13 protein-coding genes are annotated in these 17,888 nt (G+C 61.1%); 6 read left to right on the top strand and 7 right to left on the bottom strand.

Annotated features, from left to right (window positions below):
• Nucleotides 1–12: 12 nt before the first annotated feature.
• The 3 genes from G7009_RS05420 to G7009_RS05410 form a co-directional block, all read right to left on the bottom strand.
• On the bottom strand, nt 13–786 hold the full coding sequence (locus G7009_RS05420; protein WP_058171409.1) for an enoyl-CoA hydratase: 774 nt from the start codon (nt 784–786) through the stop codon (nt 13–15).
• A 50-nt stretch (nt 787–836) separates the two neighbouring features.
• Entirely contained in the window at nt 837–2,360 is a 1,524-nt protein-coding gene (locus G7009_RS05415; protein WP_181128924.1) for a CoA-acylating methylmalonate-semialdehyde dehydrogenase, read from the bottom strand.
• A gap of 86 nt (nt 2,361–2,446) precedes the next feature.
• The gene (locus G7009_RS05410) at nt 2,447–4,090 is read right to left on the bottom strand and encodes an electron transfer flavoprotein-ubiquinone oxidoreductase (protein WP_058171411.1); all 1,644 of its coding nucleotides are present in this window, start codon (nt 4,088–4,090) and stop codon (nt 2,447–2,449) included.
• Nucleotides 4,091–4,462: 372 nt separating this feature from the next.
• Here G7009_RS05410 and G7009_RS05405 point away from each other — a divergent pair, with 372 nt between their 5' ends.
• The 6 genes from G7009_RS05405 (at nt 4,463) to G7009_RS05380 (ending at nt 13,005) form a co-directional block, all read left to right on the top strand.
• Entirely contained in the window at nt 4,463–5,242 is a 780-nt protein-coding gene (locus tag G7009_RS05405; protein ID WP_058171412.1) for a tyrosine-protein phosphatase, read from the top strand.
• A 261-nt stretch (nt 5,243–5,503) separates the two neighbouring features.
• Nucleotides 5,504–7,342, top strand: a complete 1,839-nt coding sequence (locus G7009_RS05400; protein ID WP_071557738.1) for a DUF1302 domain-containing protein — start codon at nt 5,504–5,506, stop codon at nt 7,340–7,342.
• Nucleotides 7,343–7,397: 55 nt separating this feature from the next.
• The gene (locus G7009_RS05395) at nt 7,398–8,738 is read left to right on the top strand and encodes a DUF1329 domain-containing protein (protein ID WP_058171414.1); all 1,341 of its coding nucleotides are present in this window, start codon (nt 7,398–7,400) and stop codon (nt 8,736–8,738) included.
• A 147-nt stretch (nt 8,739–8,885) separates the two neighbouring features.
• Entirely contained in the window at nt 8,886–10,037 is a 1,152-nt protein-coding gene (locus tag G7009_RS05390; protein WP_058171415.1) for a WD40/YVTN/BNR-like repeat-containing protein, read from the top strand.
• Nucleotide 10,038: 1 nt separating this feature from the next.
• Nucleotides 10,039–12,450, top strand: a complete 2,412-nt coding sequence (locus tag G7009_RS05385) for an efflux RND transporter permease subunit (RefSeq protein ID WP_227788647.1) — start codon at nt 10,039–10,041, stop codon at nt 12,448–12,450.
• A 90-nt stretch (nt 12,451–12,540) separates the two neighbouring features.
• Nucleotides 12,541–13,005 (top strand): VOC family protein, encoded by a 465-nt coding sequence (locus tag G7009_RS05380; protein ID WP_058171416.1) that lies wholly within the window; start codon nt 12,541–12,543, stop codon nt 13,003–13,005.
• 200 nt (nt 13,006–13,205) lie between these two features.
• On the opposite strand, the gene G7009_RS05375 is transcribed toward G7009_RS05380, so the two are convergent.
• From G7009_RS05375 to fadB, 4 genes are read right to left on the bottom strand one after another with little or no spacing between them, the layout of a single operon-like run.
• Nucleotides 13,206–13,655 carry a DUF3237 domain-containing protein gene (locus tag G7009_RS05375; RefSeq protein WP_058171417.1) on the bottom strand — a complete coding sequence of 150 codons (450 nt, stop codon included), beginning with the start codon at nt 13,653–13,655 and terminating at the stop codon, nt 13,206–13,208.
• A 24-nt stretch (nt 13,656–13,679) separates the two neighbouring features.
• The gene (locus tag G7009_RS05370) at nt 13,680–14,858 is read right to left on the bottom strand and encodes an acetyl-CoA C-acetyltransferase (RefSeq protein WP_058171418.1); all 1,179 of its coding nucleotides are present in this window, start codon (nt 14,856–14,858) and stop codon (nt 13,680–13,682) included.
• A gap of 44 nt (nt 14,859–14,902) precedes the next feature.
• Nucleotides 14,903–15,685: an SDR family NAD(P)-dependent oxidoreductase gene (locus G7009_RS05365; protein WP_058171419.1), complete on the bottom strand. Its 783-nt coding sequence runs from the start codon at nt 15,683–15,685 to the stop codon at nt 14,903–14,905.
• Nucleotides 15,686–15,726: 41 nt separating this feature from the next.
• Entirely contained in the window at nt 15,727–17,877 is a 2,151-nt protein-coding gene (fadB, locus tag G7009_RS05360; RefSeq protein ID WP_058171420.1) for a fatty acid oxidation complex subunit alpha FadB, read from the bottom strand.
• Between the last annotated feature and the right edge of the window lie 11 nt (nt 17,878–17,888).

Here is a 17,888-nt window from a genome sequence, read left to right as displayed (position 1 = left end):
TCATGTGGGGGTTCAGTGGTTCTGGAACTGCGCCGGGCGTTTCTCGACGAAGGCGGCCATGCCTTCCTTCTGGTCGGTCGTGGCGAACAATGCATGGAACGCACGGCGTTCGAAGCGTAAACCTTCGCTTAGGCTGCCCTCGAAGGCGCGGTTGACGCACTCCTTGACCAGCATGGTGGCCGGTAGAGATTTTGCGGCGATACCCTGGGCGACCTTGAGTGTTTCCTCCAGCAGGCTGTCCAGCGGCAGGACGCGCGCCACCAAGCCGGCACGCTCGGCTTCCTGAGCGTCCATCTGGCGTCCGGTCAGACACAGTTCCATAGCCTTGGCTTTGCCCAGGGCCCGGGTCAGACGTTGGGTGCCGCCAAGAGCCGGTAGCACGCCGAGACCGAGTTCCGGTAGGCCAAAACGGGCATTGTCGGCGGCGTAGATGAAGTCGCACATCAGCGCCAGTTCGCAACCACCGCCCAGGGCATAGCCGGCCACCGCGGCGATGATCGGCTTGCGCCGGTTGCCGATGCGGTCAGCGCTGGCGAAGAAGTCGTCGAGGTAGATCTGCGGAAAGGTCAGATCGGCCATTTCCTTGATGTCCGCGCCGGCGGCGAACGCTTTGGCCGAACCTGTGATGACGATGCAGCCGATGGCCGGATCTTGTTCAAAATGATCCAGCGCTTTGTTCAGTTTGCTGATCAGTTGTTCGTTCAGCGCATTGAGCGCCTTGGGACGATTGAGCGTGATCACCCCCACACGTCCTTGAGTGTCGAGCAACAGAGTTTCATGTTCCATGGCAATACCTCCTGCGCAAGGACCGGCGCAATGGCGCCGGCCCGAGTGGGTCATTTCAGGGTGATGGTGGTGTTCACCGGGCCGCCGACTTCGTCTTCATCGAGCCAGCGCTGGGTGACGGTCTTGGTCTGGGTGTAGAACAGGATCACCTGCTTGCCGTAGGGGCCGAGGTCGCCGAGCTTGGAGGCGCGCGAGCCGGAGAAGGAGAACAGCGGCACCGGCACCGGGATCGGCACGTTGATGCCCACCTGGCCGACGTCGATTTCTTCCTGGAAGTGGCGGGCGGCGGCACCGGAACGGGTGAAAATGGCGGTACCGTTGCCGTTGGGGTTGCCGTTGATCAGCTCGATGGCGTCGTCCAGGGTCGCCGCATTGAGGATGCACAGCACCGGGCCAAAGATTTCTTCGCGGTAGATGGTCATCTCGGTGGTGACGTCGGTGAAGATGGTCGGGCCGACGAAGTTACCTTTCTCGTAGCCGGCGACCTGCGGGTTGCGACCGTCGAGCACCAGGCGTGCGCCTTCCGATTCGCCCTTGGCGATCAGGCCACTGATGCGGTCCAGCGCGGCGCAGGACACCACCGGGCCGATGTCCGCACCGGCTTCGGTGCCGCCGCTGATTTTCAGGGTCTTGGCCTTTTCGATCAGTTCCGACAGCCACTGTTGGGCTTCGCCGACCAGGATCACCACCGGTAGCGCCATGCAACGCTGGCCGGCGGCGCCGAACGATGCGCCGAGCAGGTTGTTCAGGGTCTGCTGCTTGTTGGCGTCGGGCAGGACGATGGCGTGGTTCTTCGCGCCCATCATGCACTGCGCGCGCTTGCCGTTCTGCGTGGCGCGGTTGTAGACGTGAGTGCCGACCTTGGTCGAGCCGACGAAGGACACGGCCTTGATATCCGGGTGATCGCAGATCAGGTTGACCGCATCGACCCCGCCGTGGATGACGTTGAGCACGCCCGGCGGCACGCCGGCTTCCAGGGCCAGCTCGACCAGGCGCATGGTCACCAGCGGGTCCTGCTCGGAGGGCTTGAGAACGAAGGTGTTGCCGGTGGCGATGGCCATCGGGAACATCCACAGCGGGATCATCGCCGGGAAGTTGAAAGGAGTGATGCCGGCGCACACGCCCAGCGGTTGCAGCAGGGTGTAGGTGTCGACGCCGTTGGCCACGTTATTGGCCAGTTCGCCCAGTTGCAGGTTGCCGATGCCCGCCGCATGCTCGACCACTTCCAGGCCACGGAACACGTCGCCCTCGGCGTCCGGCAGGGTCTTGCCCTGCTCGGCGGTAAGGATGGCGGCCAGCTCCTTGATGTTCTCGCGGATCAGTTGCTGGTACTTGAGGAAGATCCGCGCGCGGGTGCCGATCGGGGTCTTGCGCCAGGTCTTGAAGGCCTGCTTGGCGCTGGCGACGGCGGCGTTCATTTCCTTGTCCGTGGCGAAGGGCACGCGGGCCAGCACTTGCTGGGTGGCGGGGTTGACCACCTCGCGCCATTGCGTTGTTTTCGAATCGACGAATTCACCACCGATCAGCAGCTTGACGGTGGGGATGGCGTTCTGGGTATTGGCTTGCTCGGTCATTGTGGACACCAGACTTTAAGTACTAATGAGAGGAACGCTCTCGACGCCCGGGCATCGAGTCGCATGTTTAATCACAGACCAGGCTGTCACAGGCCTTGATAGATCGGACCTTCGCCACCCTGGGGAGTCACCCAGTCGATGTTCTGGGTCGGATCTTTGATATCGCAGGTCTTACAGTGCACGCAGTTCTGCGCGTTGATCTGCAGCCGAGGGGCATTGGCTTCCCCATCCCGGACGATCTCGTACACTCCGGCCGGGCAGTAGCGCTGCTCGGGGGCGTCGTAGATAGCCAGGTTCACCGTAATCGGTGCTGCCTCATCCTTCAGCGTCAGATGACAAGGCTGCTCTTCTTCGTGGTTGGTGTTCGACAGGAACACCGATGAGAGACGGTCGAAGGTGATCTTGCCATCCGGCTTCGGGTAGTCGATTTTCGGACAGTCAGCGGCAGGTTTGAGTTTGTCGTGATCGGCGCTGTTGTGCAGTGTCCACGGTGCTTTACCGCCGAAGAGCTTCTGGTCGATACCGAAAAGCAGCGAGCCCAACCATAGGCCGCGTTTCATATAGGGTTTGAAGTTGCGTGTCTTGTGCAACTCCGCGTACAGCCAGGACTCTCGAAAGGCCACTGGAAAGGACGTGAGCGTGTCATGTTGACGCCCGGCGACCAGGGCGTCGAAGGTGGCCTCGGCGGCGAGCATGCCGGATTTGATCGCGGCATGGCTGCCCTTGATTCGCGCGGCGTTGAGGAAGCCAGCGTCGTCGCCGATCAGCGCGCCGCCGGGGAAGACCAGACGAGGCTGGCTCTGCAAGCCGCCAGCGGTGATAGCGCGGGCACCGTAGGCGAGGCGTTTGCCGCCTTCCAGGTACGTCCGTATCTCCGGGTGCGTCTTGTAGCGTTGAAACTCTTCGAACGGCGACAGGTGAGGGTTGGTGTAGTTGAGGCCGACCACGTAGCCGACCGAGACCAGATTGTCTTCCAGGTGATAGACGAAGCCTCCCCCGTAAGTGCTGCTGTCCATCGGCCAGCCGGCGGTGTGTACCACCAGGCCGGGGTGGTGGTTCTCGACCGGTACTTCCCACAGTTCCTTGATACCGATGCCGTAGGTCTGTGGATCGACCCCGTCGCGCAGGTTGTATCTGGCCTCGAGTCGCTTGCCGAGATGGCCTCGGCAGCCTTCGGCGAACAGCGTGTATTTGGCGTGCAACTCCATGCCTAGCTGGTGGTTGGGACCTGGCTTGCCTGCTCGGGTAAGTCCCATGTCGCCAGTGACTACGCCCTTCACCGCCCCCGATTCGTCGTACAGGATCTCGTTGGCGGCGAAGCCGGGATAGATTTCCACACCCAGTGCTTCGGCCTGCTCGCCCAGCCACCTGGCGACGTTGCCCAGGCGGACGATGTAGTTGCCGTGGTTGATGAAACACTCCGGCAGCAGGTTGTTCGGGATGGTGGTACCTCCGCTCTCGCTAAGAAAGACAACACGGTCTGCGGTGACGGCGGTATCGAGTGGTGCGCCGCGCTCCTTCCAATCGGGAAAGAGTTCGGTCAACGCCCGTGGGTCCATCACCGCGCCGGACAGGATATGGGCACCAATTTCTCCACCTTTTTCGATCAGGCACACCGAAACGTCGTGGTTGTTTTTGGCAGCGAGTTGCTTCACGCGTATCGCCGCTGCCAATCCGGCCGGTCCACCGCCCACGATCAGCACGTCAAACACCATGAATTCTCGCTCCATTTCCCCTCCTTTTTTGGTAGCAGAGCAACCTTCCCAGGACTTGAGGCCTGAGAGGTGCATCAGGTAGCAGTTCGCTTGCAGGTGTTTGCAGCGGTAATGAGATGGGCCTCCAGGCGCTTCGATGCATCGACTGATTCCCGTCTGGAATTCTGTGGCTGTTTTCTTCGCTCGGCATCAGCGGAAAAGACAATTTTGAGGAGGTATGGGCTTTGTGTGGGAAGGCGTTCAAACATAGGGGCTGATGTCGTTTACGACGTCGGAGGATATGGCTCGTTCCTATTAGGCTGTGCTCATGGTGTTGGGGCATAACGTGGTTTTGCTGCCTGCGGATCAATTTCAGTCAAGATGCCAGAGTGCGTCGGAGTAGGTCTTATGAGTACTTGCGAGGAGCTGCCCAATTTTCGTGATCTGGGCGGCATTGCCAGCGTCGATGGGCGTGTCGTCGAGTGGGGGCGGTTGTTTCGCTCGGGCCTTATTTCGCGGACGACGCCGAGCGTTGGTAATTGGGTGGAGAAACTGGAGGTGGTGTTCGACTTGCGCAGCGCTTCGGAGCGCGCGGGGGATGCGGGCATATTTTCCGCGTTGGGCCGTATACGTAAGGTGACACCCGAAAGCCAGGTGCGATTACAGGATGCCAAGCCCATCGACTGGGTGCAGCGCCTGCAGGCGCCGGACTTCGATGATGAGCGTGCTCGGCGGATGATGCATGGCGTCTACAGGCAAATGCCTCGCACCCTGGCTGGGGTATTCCCGGCCCTGTTCGAGCACTGCCTTTCAGCGAGCGCGGGGCGATTGCTCATTCATTGCCAGGCAGGCAAGGATCGCACCGGATTCGTCTGTGCAATCTTGCTGTGGGCGCTGGGTGTGCCAATGGCAGAAATTCGCCGGGACTACTTGCGGAGCTCGGGGGAGTTCGCCCGCACGGGGTACATGGCAGCCATGCTGCGGCAGGCTTTTCATGACGACATACCTGCCCGGGTGGCGGATGCCGCCGCTGTCCTGGGGGATGTCCGTGCAGAGTTTCTGGATGCCTCTTTCGATCAGATCATGCGTGATCACGGTTCTCTCGATGCCTATCTGGTCGCGGTTGCGGGGCTGGACGAGAGGCGTAGACGGCAGTTGCGGCAGGTGCTGCTTTCGGATGCAGGGTAAGCGCCGAGTCGACCTGGAGTGCGTGGGGCTGACTGAGGGCCTGCCTTGCGACGTGGTGCCTGTCCCGGAACTGTCGTTTCGGACGATGACCCAGTGGATGGCCTGGCGTTTCATGTAATCGGCTTCTGCCGAAACGGCAGCGTCTGCCTTCAAGCTCGTCAGGTATGAAGTGAGCCAGTGGATTGTGAAGTGGGCGATTCGCAGGTTGCACTCAAGAGCGAGCCGGCTTGAACAGAACAACAATAAAAGAGGTGGTATGTGATGTCAGTGAAATCCGAGCTGAGGTGGGTTGCGCCATATCGACAACTCAAATTGTGTGTCGCCATAGTGGCTATTGCATGCGCATCGGAGGGAGTGCAGGCAGGTCCATTCGAGTTTGACAATGGTGTTACCGGGCGCTGGGGGCTCGATATGTCGCTTGGTTCATCCTGGCGCACCCGGGATGCAGATACGGCACTAATCGGCAGGCAGAATGGTGGGTCGATGCCGTCCTCCTCCACCGATGACGGTAATCTGAACTACAAGAACAAGGGCGACAACTTCTCGACTATTGCCAAGGTCATCGGTGAGCTCCAGGTCGAAAAGGATGGTTTCGGTGTATTCCTGCGCGGGAAGGGCTGGTACGACTATACCCAGAAGGATCGCAAGGTTTCCCATGGAAGCACTGCCAATGGTTACGCTGCCGACAGCCGTCTTGAAGACAGCGAGTACAATGACCGCCTGTCCAAGTTCAGTGGTATCGAACTGCTGGATTGGTACGGCTTTGGCGGTTTTGCGCCAACGGACAATTCCTATTTGAGCTTCAAGCTCGGCAGCCATGCGGTGAACTGGGGCGAGAGCCTGTTCATTAGTGGCGGCATCAACCAGTACAACCCGATCGATGTTTCAGCGGCGCGTCGCGCTGGGGCGCAAGTGAAGGAAATCATTCTGCCGACGCAACAGATCTCACTCAACCTGGGGGTGGGGGAGTGGAGTTTCGAAACCTTCTATAAATTGAAGGTTCAGCGCACGGTGCTGGAGGGCTGCGGTACTTACTGGAGCGTCAGCGACAGCATGAACTGCCAGGACTCGACCTATGCACTGGTGAATCTGACCGGCATGCCTGATGGCGATGCCCTGGCCGCCAACCTGGGGAGAATCACGGGGGTCAACCAGTACCCAAGGGATTCCGGTTCCTATGGATTCTCGGTCAAGAGAATGATCGGGGACGTCGATGTGGGTGCCTATTTCGTTAACTACACGACGACTTCGCCACGCATCAGCCTGCGCAACACCCCATCCACGGCAGGAGGCCCGCTGTCCGGCGGTGCCACTGCCATACAGGGCTTCTGGGACTGGAGCGCCAACAACATCAAGGTCTACGGACTCAGTGCCGCCACTGAGCTGGGCGGCTGGTCGGTGTTTGGCGAAATCAGTCATACCAAGGATTTCCCGGTACAGATCAACGGGGCTGACCTAGTCGGCGGCTACGGCATCCAGAAGGGGGGCATTCTTGGCCAGACCAAGGGGCCGTTCGCCAATATCCCAGTTGGCGGGATAGTCCGCGGCTACGATGTCAAGGACAAGACTCAGGTCCAGGTTTCAACGATCCAGTCGTTTGCCTACCTCGGGCGGATGGTCGGTGCGGACACTTTCTCGCTGATGGGTGAAGTGGCCTATCAGCATTGGAGCGGCATTGGTGACCCCTTGTCATCGACCCGTTACGGTCGTGGCTTCGAGTATGGCTCGGCACGCTGGGCGGCCAATGGACTGGCAGGCAACTGTGTCTCGAATGGTTCTTCCTCGCAAAACGCCGGCTGTGATACCGATGGTTTCGCGACTAGCAATGCCTGGGGCTATCGGGCACAGGCAACTCTGCAATACAACAATGTCCTGGGCGTCAATCTGACTCCGCGGGCGTTCTTCTCTCATGATGTAAAAGGCTACTCCGCCGATAACATTTTTCTCGAAGGGCGCAAGAGTCTGGGCTTGGGCGCGCGTGCCGACTATCGGCAGCGCTATTACGCGGATCTCAGCTACACGACTTACGATCACGATACCAAGTATGACTCTTTCCGGGATCGTGATTTCATCTCCTTGGTTATTGGTATGACCCTGTAGTGCAAGTAGGTTCAAAGCTAGATGCATTTTTTGAATAAGAATTCGAGAGGCGTTCATGAGACTTACCAAATCCATAATGATGTGTGAGTTGTTCGTTGTCTTTGGGCTGGCCGGAGCGGTGGCCGTTGCCGATGACTTCTCGCAACTTGGCAAGGAGCTCACCCCTTGGGGCGCTCCCAAGGCTGGAAATGCCGATGGCAGCATTCCTACCTGGGATGGCGGTATCACGTCCCCGCCCGCAGGCTTTGATCCGAAGAGCGGTTATATATCGCCGTTCCCCGATGAAAAACCGCTGTATACCATCACGGCGAGCAATTATAGCCAATATGCGTCGCGCCTGCCTGAGGGCAATATCGAGCTGTTGAAGCGAAATGCGGATTACAAGATCAATGTATATCCCAGTCATCGTACCCATGCATTGCCCCAGGCTCAGTACGATGCAATTACAAAGGAAGCGCCTGGAGTAAAATTAACTCAGGATGGAAACGGCTATAGCGGTACGACGAAGTCTGTTGTGCCTTTCCCGCTGCCCAAGGTTGGTCTGGAAATCTACCATAATGTCCTGGTGCGTTCCCGAGGTGGAAGCTACAAGCGGCGCCTGGCGAGCTTTCCGGTACAGGCCGATGGTAATTTTACCCCTTCCGTCTGGCAGGAAGACTTGCAGTTCTACTGGAATATGGACAATCCACCGGCAAACTTGCTGTATGTGGCTACCTACAACTACCTGTCGCCTTCCAGTATTGCGGGAGGCGTGACATTGGTGCGTGAGCCGATCGATAAGAGCGCCGAGTCGCGCAAGGCCTGGGCATACAATCCGGGTACCCGACGTGTGCTGCGTGCTCCGGAGGTTGGATATGACAGCCCGGCCACGGGTACTGATGGACTGCTCACCCAAGACAGCTTCGATGGCATCAACGGCTCGCCGGAGCGCTTCGAGTGGAAGCTGGTTGGCAAGGAAGAGATGATTGTTCCGTACAACAACTTCAAACTGACGGACAAGAGTTTGAAATATGCCGATATCGTCGGTAAGAAAAACCTCAACCCGGATTTGCTGCGCTATGAATTGCATCGCGTCTATGTACTTGAGGGTACGCTGAAGTCTGGTGCGCGGCATATCTATAGCAAACGTAGACTGTTGGTGGATGAGGACAGTTTCCAGCCTGTACATGTGGATAACTATGATGGGCGTGGTGAGCTCTGGCGTGTCCAGGAAATTTTCCCCACCTATTACTACGATTGCCCCTGCACCTGGACCGCTGCTGAGGTGTCGTACGACCTTCAGTCCGGGCGTTACTTCGTTGCAGGCCTGGCCAATCAGGAGCAGCCAGTGGTATTCAACCAAACTTACAGACCTGGATATTTCGATCCCTCCAACATGAAGCGATTGGCGCGCTAGTTCCAGAAATTCCCTATGCCGATTCAGCAACGCCAGCGCATCGATGACACCTGGTACACGTGCTGATCGGCGTGGCGGCAGATCGTTGGGGGAACTGGAAAGCAATGCTGGCCGGTTCCCCTCAACGCTCATACTAGAGGGATACCAGTGATCTTTTTTTCGTCGTATTTCAAACGCACCTGGATGTTGGCCGTGTTGCTGGCGGCGACTTTTGCCTCGGCGCAGGATCAGACTTTCGTTGATCCGCTGTTTTTGCCAGCCCGGTTGTCGGACAGGCCGACAGAGAAGTTGCTGGTGGATATCGCAGCCTTAGGCGATGGGCGCCTGGTGGCGGTTGGCGAGCAGGGCACCATCATCCTGTCCGATGACAAAGGCCATGGCTGGCGGCAGGCCGAAGTGCCCGTTTCGGTCAATCTGACCGCTGTGTTTTTTTTCGATACCAGGATCGGTTGGGTAGCAGGCCACGGCGGGGTGATTCTCGGCACGCGGGACGGTGGGCAGACCTGGACCAGGCTGTTCGACGGCAATGCGGCCAACGCGCAGATTCTGGCGGCTGCCCAGCGTCGACTCAAGAAAGTACAGGATCGCGCTCAAGGCATGGATGAGGCAGCGGATTCGCTGCAGGACGAACTGGAGCAGGCCGAGGAGGCATTGGCGGATGCCGAGGCTGGTTCCCGATTTGGGCCATCCCGGCCCTTGTTCGGCCTCTGGTTCAAGGATGTCCGGCAGGGCTTTGCCGTCGGCTCCTTCGGCCAATTGTTCCGTACTGACGATGGCGGCACCACCTGGCGCTATATCGGCGACCGCCTGGATAACCCGGAAGGCTTCCATTACAACGCCATCGCCCATACGCCCTCGGGCAAACTGGCGGTGGTTGGCGAGGGGGGCGCGGTGCATATCTCGGCCGATGGCGGGGATAGCTGGCAGCGCCGGGAGACTGGCTACAACGGCCAGTTGTACGGGCTGCTGGCTTTTCACGACGCGAGGGGCGATGAGATTCTGCTCGTCTACGGTTTCGGCGGTCGCGTCTTCGTGTCGCGGGATGGCGGCGCTAGTTGGGCCGAGGGCAACAGTGGGGTGAAGACGAATATCGTGGCCGGTTTCGTGGCCGCTGATGGTTCGTTGCGCCTGATCGATGCTGGTGGCCAGCTCCTGCGTAGCGATGACGAGGGCGTGCGTTTCGTATCCGTGATTGCCGCCACGCCGGGGCGCATCGCCGCGGCCATCCCCCTTACCGACGGCTCGCTGGTGCTGACAGGCAGCGGGGGCGTCCAGCTCGTTACCGGGAACGGGAAGTGAAATGACAGACCTGATGACTCAAAAAGGCAAGGAAGTATTGCCGCTATCCGACGTCGATATCGAGACGCACAAGGGCGTGCGCGCCCTCGCGGATTTCGCCGAGGGCGTGTTGTTCCATCACCGCGGCTGGGTGTTGGCGGTTTTCTGCCTCCTGTCGATATTCCTCGGTTGGCACGCATCGAAGATCGATATGGAGGCGAGCTTCCAGAAGATGATCCCGGCCAGCCATCCGTATATCGAAAACTACCTGGCCTACGAGGACGATCTGCGCAAGATGGGCAACGTGTTGCGGATCGTCGTCGAGCACACCGGAGGCGACATCTACGATAAGGACTTCCTGTTCACGCTGAAGAAGATCAACGACGAGGTGTTCTACATCCCCGGCGTGGACCGCGGCAATATGAAGTCCCTGTGGACACCCAACGTATTCTGGCGTGAGGTGACCGAGGACGGGATCGTTGGCGGCCTGGTGATTCCCGATGACTTCGACGGAGCTTCCGAGAGCGTCGCGCGGGTGAGACACAATGTGGCACGTTCTGGCACCGTTGGCAGTCTGGTAGCCAACGACTACCGCTCCACCGTGATCCTGGTGCCACTGCTCGAAATAGACCCGCAGACCGGCGACCAACTCGACTATGGCCTACTGTCCGAGCGCCTGGAGCATCTGGTGCGCGACAAGTATGCCAGCGAAGGGGTACGCATCCACATCACCGGCTTCGCCAAGATCATGGGTGATCTGATCGAGGGTGTGCGCAATATGGCGCTGTTCTTCGCCATCACTTTCGTGTTGACGATCGGCTTGCTGTACTTTTACTCGCGCTGTTGGCGCAGCACCCTGTCGGTGATCTTCTGTTGCAGCCTGGCGGTGTTGTGGCAATTGGGTGTCGTGCGCCTGATGGGCTACGCGCTCGATCCTTATTCGACCCTGGTGCCGTTCCTGACCTTCGCCATCGGCGTCAGCCATGCGATCCAGAATATCAATACCATGGTGGCGGAGCGTCTCCAGGGGCTTTCCAGCATGGAGGCGGCGAAGGCGACCTTCCGCCTGCTGTTCGTGCCCGGTTCCATCGCCCTGCTGTGCAACGTGGTCGGTTTTTCCACCCTGCTGGTGATAGATATCGGCGTTATCCGGGAACTGGCGATCAGCGCTTGCGTCGGTGTGCTGGTGATCATCTTCACCAAGATCTTCCTACTGCCGGTGATCATGTCCTACACCGACATTTCGCAGAGAGGATTGCGCCACCGTGCGCTCAAGGTGAGCGAGCAGGACAAATCTCTGGTGCGGCGGGTGACCGGCGCGTTCCTGTCGCGGCTGACCGAGCGACGCTGGGCGGTCGGGGTCGTGCTGGTCGGCCTGGCGGTGCTCGGCGTATCGCTGTACATGGCGCGGGACCTGCGCATCGGCGATCTCGATCCGGGGGCGCCGGAATTGCGGGCGGATTCGCGCTACAACAGGGACGTCGCTTTCCTGAGCGCCAACTACGCCAACAGCGCCGATCTGTTCGTGGTCATGGTCAAAACCCAGCCGGGCAGTTGCGGTACCTATCCGGTGATCTCGGCGGTGGATCGCTTCCAGGCGGTAATGAGCGATGTCGATGGTGTGGTCGGTATCCAGTCGCTGGCCATGGACATGAAGGCCCTGATCGCCGCTACCCAGGGCGGCAATCTGAAATGGTACGGACTGTCCAGGGACGAGTACGTCTCCAGCAATATCATGCGTATGACACGGCAGGATTTCTACAAATACGACTGCTCGATGCTGTCGATCCTGCTGTTTCTCGAAGACCACAAGGCAGACACCCTGGCGCGGGTGGTTGCCTCGGTGGAGGGCTTCGCTGCCGAGAACAACAACGAGCATGCCGAATTTCTCCTCGCCGCGGGTAATGCGGGTATCGAGGCAGTGACCAATATCGTGGTCAAGCAGGCTGAGCGCCTGATGCTACTTCTGGTCTACGCCGTGGTCGCCCTGCTGGTGTTCTGGGAATTCAAGTCATGGCGGGTCACCGTCGCTCTGATCCTGCCGCTGCTCATCACTTCGATACTGTGCGAGGCGATCATGGCCAGGCTCGGACTCGGCGTCAAAGTGGCGACCTTGCCGGTGATAGTGCTGGGGGTGGGAATAGGCGTCGATTACGGCATCTATCTCTACAATCGCCTCGAAAACTACCTGCGGATGGGCATGAGCCTGAAGGAGGCCTATGGCGAAACGCTCAAGACCACGGGGGCAGCCATTGCGGTGACCGCCGTTACGCTGGCCTTGGGCGTGGCGACCTGGCTGCTCTCCGACATCAAGTTTCAGGCCGACATGGGCTTGCTGCTGGCGATCATGTTCCTGTGGAACATGGTGGGGGCGATTTTGATCATCCCGGCCGTGCTGAGCCTGCTGCCACCCAAGCTGCGTGCGCATGGCTGAGACCTGAAAGCGTGGCGCCGGGGGGCGATACCCGGCGTCCGCTACGCCAAACTCTGACGAGAAAATCCAACAAGAACGAGGATTACTGCAATGGACTTCCATCACATGTGTTTGGTGGTCAGCGATATGGAACTGGCGCTCAGGCTTTACCGGGATACCTTGGGGTTTTCGGTCTATATCGATACGCGGATCCCTGACGAGGAGGGAGCGTTCTTCGCCCCGGGCACCCTGGATGACATTTTCCACGTGCGCGGCGCGAGATCGCGCATGGTCATGCTGGCCTCCGCCACGGGGGCCAAGCTCGAGCTGCAGCAGCCGGAAAATCCGCAGGTGCAGCGGACGCCAAGGGAGTATCTCGGCTACGGCCATACCGGCATTACCGAACTGGCCTTGCGTGTGAGCGATATCGACCAATGGTTCCAGACCATCCGCACGGCGGGTTACCAGACCCAGACCGAGTACGTATGGGCTGTGGGTGGTGGGCGGCTGAAGTCGTTCCTGTTCCATGATCATGACGGCAATCTGGTGCAACTGGTCGAGGAGTTTACGCTGTAAGGACGACGCGGGAGCCGCTCAGGGGCGCTCCCTGGTTCAGTCGTAGAATGGATTAGTCGCGCAGTGGCGTAATCCGTCATCCCACCGAACAAAAACAACACCCGGCACAAGGCCGGGTGTTTGCTGGTGATGGGTTAGTCGTTTCGTGGTAAGCGGTGGAAGCATCCTCGGCCATTCCACCAATCCGCGCTCCCAGTGGTTCAGGTGACCCGGTAGATCTCCCAGCAGATGGAAAATCCGGGCAGGAGGCGACCCCGTCCGACGAAGACCGATTGGGTCAGCCAGGCATATTGGGGGGCGTCCGTTTCAAAGCGGGGAGTGCTACGGAAGTAGTGGTCCTCGAAGGTGGTCTCGCCGCCATTGCGAACCGCCACCCGGTACTTCTCGTTGTATTCGAGAACCCCCAGATACTGCGCGTAAATCACGCAGCCGTCGTGGGTGCGGAACTGTGCGCGCACGTCGATCCGGCCCCAGCCGTCGGGGCCGTCGAGTATCCAGTCGTGCGCGCCGTCGAGCACCTCGCCGTTGAGCTTGGGGCCGCTGATCGTGCCGGCTCCGCAGCGGGCAATCCTGCGCTTGCCGAAGGGGCCGCCCACAGCATAAACGTCGATTATCGGGGCGCTGTAGCCGAAGACATATTCGAGATCCATTGTGGCCGTGCTCCCTGATGGCAATCAGCAGCGTTCGATGATGGTGACGTTGGCCATGCCGCCGCCTTCGCACATCGTCTGCAGGCCATAACGTTTGCCACGCTGCTCGAGGGCGTTGATCAGCGTTGTCATCAGCTTGGTGCCGGAGGCGCCGAGGGGATGGCCCAGGGCGATGGCGCCGCCGTTCACGTTCAGCCGCTCGGGGTCGGCTCCGGTCTCCTTCAGCCAGGCCAGGGGGACAGGTGCGAAGGCTTCGTTGACTTCGTACAGGTCGATGTCGTCGATCTTCATACCGGCTTTGCGCAACGCCGCCTCGGTGGCTGCCAGCGGCACATCGAGCATCACCCAGGGATCGCCACCCAGCACGCTCATGTGGTGCACCCGCGCCAGGGGCGTCAGGCCCAGGGTCTTGAGGGCTCGTTCGCTGACCACCATGACGCCGCTGGCGCCATCGCAAATCTGGCTGGCGGTGGCGGCGGAAATGCTGCCGCCTTCGTTCAGCAGCTTGACCGCCTGGATGCTTTCCAGCGTCGCGTCGAAACGGATGCCTTCGTCCACGGTATGCATCTCGCCGGGGCGCGTGCCATCGGCGAGGCGCACTTCGACGGGGAGGATTTCTTTGCTGAAGCGCCCCGCATGGGTGGCTTCGATTGCCCGCTGGGTGCTGGCGAGGGCAAAGCGTTCCAGGTCCGCGCGGGAGAAACCGAAGCGCTGGGCGATGAGTTCCGCTCCGACGAACTGGCTGAAGTCACCGGCAGGATAGCGACGACGGATTTCCGGGCTCATGTACTCGCCAAGCCCATTCTCCTGGGCGAGCTTCTGCGGCACGAACATCGGTACGCGGCTCATGGCTTCCACGCCCGCCGCGATCACCACGTCCATGCTGCCGGACATCACCGCCTGGGCAGCGAAATGCAGGGCCTGCTGCGACGATCCGCACTGCCGGTCCAGGGTCGTGCCGGGCACCGACTCCGGCAGGCGCGAAGCGAGCACCGCGTTGCGGCCGATGTTGTTGGACTGCTCGCCGGCCTGCTGCACGCAACCCATGATGACGTCTTCGACGACGGCCGGGTCGATGCCGCTGCGCTCGAGCAGGGCATCGAGAACCTGTGCCGCCAGTTCGACCGGGTGCCATCCGGACAGTCGTCCTCCGCGGCGGCCGCCGGCGGTGCGCACTGCGGCGACGATATATGCTTCAGCCATGTGTGTTTCTCCTGTGGGTGGAAAGAAGGGGAGTGAGGGCCGGCTCAGCGAGGCGGCATGCGAATCGCGCCGTCGAGGCGCACCGATTCGCCATTGAAATAGGCGGTGGTGATCATGGTTTCGGCGAGCGCGGCAAACTCGTCGGGGTGGCCGAAGCGCCGGGGGAACGGCACCGATGCCGCCAGGGCAGCCTTCACGTTGTCCGGGGCGCCCTGCATCAACGGCGTGTCGAAAATCCCCGGCATGATGGTGTTGATGCGAATGCCGTCGCCCATCAGGTCGCGGGCGACCGGCAGGGTGATGCCGACGATGGCTGCCTTCGAGGCGGCGTAGGCGGCCTGGCCGACCTGCCCATCCTGGGCCGCTACCGAGGCAGTGTTGATGATCACGCCGCGCTCGTCGTCTACACCAGGCTGCAGTTGCAGCATGCCGGCAGAGGCCTTGGCGATGCAGCGGAATGCGCCGATCAGGTTGACCTGGATCACTCGTTCGAAGAGCTCCAGGGGAAAATGCTTGCTCTCGCCGCTGGTTTTGTCCCGGCTGGCGGTTTTCGCCGCGGCGCCGATACCGGCGCAGTTGACCAGGATGCGCTCCTGGCCATGGGCCGAGCGGGCCCTGGCGAAGGCCGCATCCACTTGCGCCTCGTCGGTGACGTTGACCTTGCAGAAAATGCCGCCGATTTCCCCGGCCAGCGTTTCGCCGAGGGTTTCGTTGAGGTCGAACAGGGCAACCTTGACGCCATGGGCGGCGAGCCGCCGGGCCACGGCGGCGCCGAGACCGGAGGCGCCGCCGGTGACGATGGCCGATACGCTGGAGTCGAGTTTCATGCGGGAGTCCTTCTGAGTGGGGGCCTGCTGCGCTTCGGGCGTCAGGCCGGATGGAATGTTTGCCGGGCGGCGGCCAGCGCGCGCATGGCGTCGGTGGCCGCGTAGTGCCGGCCGAGGGCCGCATGGCGCTCGCATTGCTTCACCACCTGGTCGAGGCCGAGCCAGTCGGCATACTTCAGAGGGCCGCCGAGATAGGCGGGGAAGCCCAGGCCGAGCAGCAGGGCCACATCCAGTTCGGCGGCGCTGGCCACCACGCCATCCTCGAGGGCGTGGGCGGCCTCGACGATCATGGGCAGCATCATGCGTTCGATGATCTCGCTGTCGCTGAACGTACGGGGGCGGTCTGGCTGGAGTGCCGCGAGCAATGCGTAGGTCTCATCCGCCGGGGTTTTGTGTGGCTTGCCGCTGGCGGCCGTGTCGTAGCGATAAAAACCAGCGCTGCTCTTTTGTCCGTAGCGATTGTGTTGCACTAGCAGGCTCACCGCGTTGCGTTCCGGCAAGACCATGCGCTGTGGATAGCCGGCGCTGATGATCCGCCAGACGTGGGCACCGGTGTCCATACCGATCACGTCCTGCAGCCAGGCCGGTCCCATGGGCCAGCCGAACGCTTCCATGACTCGATCTACCTGGGCGAAATCGGCGCCTTCGGCGACCAGTTGCAGGAACGCGATGACATAGGGGGTCAGGATCCGGTTGACCAGGAAGCCGGGGCAGTCCTTGACCACGATGGGGGTTTTGCCCATCGCCAGGGCATGGGAGACAGCGGTGGAAACCGTTGTGGCGCAGGTCCGGCTGCCCTGCACCACTTCGACCAGAGCCATGGCGGGTACCGGGTTGAAGAAGTGCATGCCGACGAAATTCTTGGGGCGGGCCAGCGCCTGGGCGATATCGTCGATCAGCAGGCTGGAGGTGTTGCTGGCGATGAGCGCATCGCTGGGCAGGTGCCGTTCCAGTTCAGCCAGCACCGTGCGTTTGGTATCGAGGCGCTCGACGATGGCTTCGACCACCAGGTCCATGGTATCGAAGCCGCTGTCATCCAGTTGTGGGACGAGCCTGTCGCGCACGCCTTGTGCTCGTTCCGCATCCAGGCGGCCACTCTTGACCTGGCGTGCCAACTGCCGCTCCACCTCGTGCATGCCGAGCTCGAGCTGGGCTGGGGCGAGGTCTTTGAGGCGGGTCGGTACGCCATGCAGGGCGCCGGTGAAGGCGATACCGCCGCCCATGATGCCGGCACCCAGCACCGCCATCTGTCTGACCGGGCGTCCGTCGCGGCCATGCTGGCGAAACAGCTTCTTCAGTGCCTGTTCATTGTGAAAGGTCTGGATCAGCGCATGCGCGGCCTGGGTTTGCGCCACTCGGGCGAAGCATTCGGCCTCCAGGGCCAGTGCGACGTCGCGGGGGTGTGCCGTGGCCCGCGCCATCAGGTCGAGGGCGGCCAGGGCCGCTGGCTGGTGTTTCGCTGCGCGCGCGGCCACGGCTTCCCGGCTGGCTTGGAAGGCGGTCTGTTGCCGGATGATTTCATCGGCAGGCAACAGGCGTTTGCGCGCCTGGCGCTGCCGCCAGTCGATGTCGCCTTCGCAGGCCAGGCGCAGCAGGTCGAGCGCCGTCGCGCGCAGGGTTTGCGCAGGACAGATCGCATCGACCAGGCCCAGGGAGCGGGCCGTGGAGGCGTTGAGCGGGGTACCGCCGGTGATGAGCCTGAGCGCTACCTCGGCACCGGCAATGCGCGGTGCGCGCAGGGTTCCGCCGAGGCCGGGGATCAGACCCAGCTTGACCTCCGGCAGGCCGATCTGGGCTTCCTCCGCCATGACTCGCAGCGCGGCCGCCAGTGTCAGTTCCATGCCGCCGCCCAAGGCGATGCCATTGATCGCCACCACGCTGGGAATCGCCAGGTCTTCCAGGCCGCTGACGCCCCGGTTGAGCTTCAGGTTGCGCGCGGCGAGGTCGGCCTCCGGGAGGCGGAAGGCGCTGGCGAATTCGTTGATGTCGGCACCGACTACGAACACTTTTTTCGCACTGCTGATCAGCACTCCCCGGACGTGGCCGTCACGGGCGATCGCTTCGACCGCTTGCGACAACTCCAGCAGGGTGTGCTCGTCGAATTTGTTGATGGAGTCTTCATGTCGGTCGAAGCACAACTCTGCGAAGCCGTCTTCGATTTTCCGCACCTGAATGTTGTGGCCCTGAAACACTGCAACTCTCC

The organism is Pseudomonas capeferrum (genome assembly GCF_013523055.1).
Classification (GTDB): domain Bacteria; phylum Pseudomonadota; class Gammaproteobacteria; order Pseudomonadales; family Pseudomonadaceae; genus Aquipseudomonas; species Aquipseudomonas capeferrum_A.
This window is presented reverse-complemented; position numbering and strand designations above follow the sequence as displayed.